Origin of the sequence: Pseudomonas rossensis, assembly GCF_039888995.1 — a bacterium.
Taxonomy (GTDB): domain Bacteria; phylum Pseudomonadota; class Gammaproteobacteria; order Pseudomonadales; family Pseudomonadaceae; genus Aquipseudomonas; species Aquipseudomonas rossensis.
On sequence record NZ_JBBWCB010000259.1, the window covers coordinates 1 to 3,250 of the forward strand.

General features: G+C 61.2%; 3 protein-coding genes. All 3 read right to left on the minus strand.

Annotation, left to right across the window (positions count from 1 at the left end; all coding sequences use genetic code 11):
* The coding region (locus WLY71_RS30135; RefSeq protein WP_347806485.1) for an iron-containing alcohol dehydrogenase at positions 1–350 on the minus strand (350 nt) is incomplete at its 3' end.
* Positions 351–353: 3 nt separating this feature from the next.
* On the minus strand, positions 354–1,745 hold the full coding sequence (locus tag WLY71_RS30140; RefSeq protein ID WP_347806486.1) for an aldehyde dehydrogenase family protein: 1,392 nt from the start codon (positions 1,743–1,745) through the stop codon (positions 354–356).
* A gap of 10 nt (positions 1,746–1,755) precedes the next feature.
* On the minus strand, positions 1,756–3,129 hold the full coding sequence (locus tag WLY71_RS30145) for a glutamine synthetase family protein (protein WP_347806487.1): 1,374 nt from the start codon (positions 3,127–3,129) through the stop codon (positions 1,756–1,758).
* Positions 3,130–3,250 lie beyond the last annotated feature (121 nt).

A 3,250-nucleotide genomic window follows, 5' to 3' on the forward strand; every position in this document is an offset into this window, starting at 1 on the left:
GGTCGGGTTTGGCCGCTCATGAAGGCGATGAGCTTGCCCATGTCCAGGCCACTGCCACCGCCGAAGGCGACCACGCCATCGTGTTTGCCGGCTCGCCAGGCGTCGAGCCCGCCCGCCAGGTTGGCTTCGACCGGATTGGGTTTAAGGTCGCAAAACAGCGCGACGCCAAGACCGGCAGCGCGCAAGGCGTCCAGCGCTGCGGCAGTGATCGGGGCTCGCGCCAGGCCACTGTCGGTGACCAGTAACGGTCGCTGGATCCCTTGGCTGCGGCAGATCTCGGCAAGCTCGGCGATGCGGCCGGCACCGAAGCGGATGCTTGTGGGGTAGTTCCAGTTCGCGGTCAGGCTCATGGCTCAGATCTCGTGGCGCAAATGGAAGGATTTCGCTCGGGTCAGATGTTCATAACCCAGGCGCGACAGCGTGACGCCGCGCCCGCTGTTCTTCACCCCGGTCCAGGCCAGGGCCGGGTCCAGGTAATCGCAGCGGTTCATGAACACGGTGCCGGTGTCGATCTCGTTGCCCAGACGTTCTGCGGCGGCAAGGTCTTGTGTCCAGATGGAGGCGCTGAGCCCGAACTCACTGTCGTTCATCAAGGCGATGGCTTCGTCGTCGCTGGCCACCGGCATGATGCCGACCACCGGGCCAAAGCTTTCGTCGCGCATCACCGACATTTGATGGGTGACGTCGACTAATACTTGCGGCGCGAGGTAGGCGCTGCCCGGTGCGTCGGCAGGAAAATCCTTTGGATCGATCAGCGCCCGAGCGCCTTGGGTCAGTGCATCGGCGATCTGCCCGCGAACGAATTCAGCGGCACTCGGTGTGACCAACGGACCGAGCGTGGTGGCTTCGTCCAGTGGGTTGCCCAGCACGTATTCGCGGGTCAAGGCGACGAAGCGTTCGACAAACACCGGGTAAATTTTTTCATCGACATAAATACGCTCGACCGCGCAACAGCTTTGCCCGGAATTGAAGAAGATGCCGTCCACCAGGTTTTCCACTGCATGCTCGAGGTTGGCGTCTGACCGGACGTAAGCCGGGTCTTTGCCACCGAGCTCCAACCCCACGCCGAGGAAGCGTCCGGTGGCGGCGGTTTCCATGGCCTTGCCAGCATCGACTGAACCGGTGAAGTTCACCTGGTGCACGCGTCCCGAGCCAATGATCTCGCCGGTCTGGCCATGATCGAGCAGCAGGTTATGGAACAGGCCGGCGGGCAAGTTGGCGCGGCGCAACGCTTCGGCAAAACGTTCGCCAACCAGCAGCGTTTGCGAGGCGTGTTTGAGGATGACGCTGTTGCCGGCCATCAGCGCCGGGATAATCGTATTCACTGCCGTCAGATAGGGGTAATTCCAGGGTGCGACGACCAATACCGTACCCAGCGGCTCGCGTTTGATACAGCGACGAAAACCTGCGACGGGTGTCGGTTCAAGCGCTGCCAAGGCTTCAGGCGCAATGGCGATCATATGGCGGGCACGCTCTTCGAAACCGCGCAGTTCACCAGCACCAAAGCGCACCGGGCGGCCCATCTGCCAGGCCAGTTCCGGCACGATGTCAGCCTTCATGGCCAGCATCGCGTCTACCGCGGCGCTGCAGAAGGCGGCGCGTTCGCTCAGTGGCCGGCGTTTCCATTGCGTCTGGGCTGCTTCGGCCGCCGCCAGAGCCTGGTCGATTTGCGCCGCATCGGCGCAGCGGCGTTCGGCATAGACCCGGCCATCGACTGGGGAGACGAGTTGAATCGTTGAAGTCATGATGGAAGTCTCAATAGCGCTCAAAACCGCGCTGCAGTTCCCAGTCGGTGATCCGCCGGTCGTACTCTTTCTGCTCCCATTCGGCGGTGTGCACGTAGTGGTCGATCACTTCATCGCCGAACGCCTCGCGCAACATGGTCGAGCCCTGGAGTGCGGCGCAGGCTTCGCGCAGGGTCTTCGATACTTCAGGCAAGTGTTCGTCGACGTAGGCATCGCCCTCGAAGGGTGGCGCGAGGCTGAGCTTCTCGTCGATACCGGCCAGGCCAGCGGCGATCAACGCGGCAAAGGCCAGATAAGGGTTGAGGTCGGCACCGCCAATGCGACATTCGATGCGGATGGCTTTGCTGCCTTCTGCGCACAAACGGAAACCTGCGGTGCGATTGTCCCGGCTCCACACCGCCCGGGTCGGGGCAAAGGTGCCTGCCTGAAAGCGCTTGTACGAATTGATGTAGGGCGCGAGAAAACAGGTGATGTCGTTGGCATATTTAAGCTGCCCGGCCACCCAGGAGCGCATCAGTTTCGACATGCCAAACTCAGCCTTGGCGTCGAAGAACAGCGGCTTCTTACCGTTCTTGTCCCACAGCGAATTGTGGATGTGGCTGCTGGAACCGGCGGCGTCATAGCGCCACTTGGCCATGAACGTGATCGCCTTGCCCTGCAGTTGCGCGATCTCTTTGCAGGCGTGCTTGATGATGACGTGGTGGTCGGCCATGGTCAGGGCATCGGCATAACGGATGTTGATCTCTTCCTGGCCCGGCCCCCATTCACCCTTGGAGTTTTCCACGGGAATGCCGCTGGCCTGCAGATGCTTGCGAATCGCCCGCAGCACCGGCTCTTCGCGGGTGGTTTGCAGGATGTTGTAGTCTTCGATGTAGTGGCCGGCCGTCTTCGGCTTGTGGTAGTTGCGCTCGTGGATCGCCTCGTAGCTCTCGTCGAACAGATAGAACTCCAGTTCCGAAGCAAACATGCCGGTGTAGCCGCGCTCGCGCAGTCGCTCAATCTGCTTTTTCAGAATCGCCCGTGGGCTGTGCGGCAGGTCGCGTCGATGGTGATGATCGAGCACATCGCAGAGCACCAGCGCCGTGCACTCAAGCCAGGGCACCCGTCGCAACGTAGCCATGTCGGGTTTGAGCACAAAGTCGCCATAGCCTTTGCTCCAACTGGTCGCGGCGTAACCCGGCACCGGTTCCATGTCGATGTCATCGGCCAGCAGGTAATTGCAGCAGTGGGTTTCTTCGTGGCCGCTGTCGATGAAAAACTCGACCTGGAATCGCTTGCCGACCAGTCGGCCTTGCATGTCGACCATGCAGACAAGAACGGTATCGATCTCGCCGGAGGCGGCGGCACGCTTGAGTTGATCAAAACTGAGGAGGGGCTCGGTCATCACGTAGTCCTGCGTGAATTGTTTGGGCCTGTCTGAAATAGCTGTTGCAGACGCTCTCCAGAGAAAACCAAAACCTGCAGACGCGAGCATCGTGTGCAATGAGCTGCTGTAAGCGTAGCCT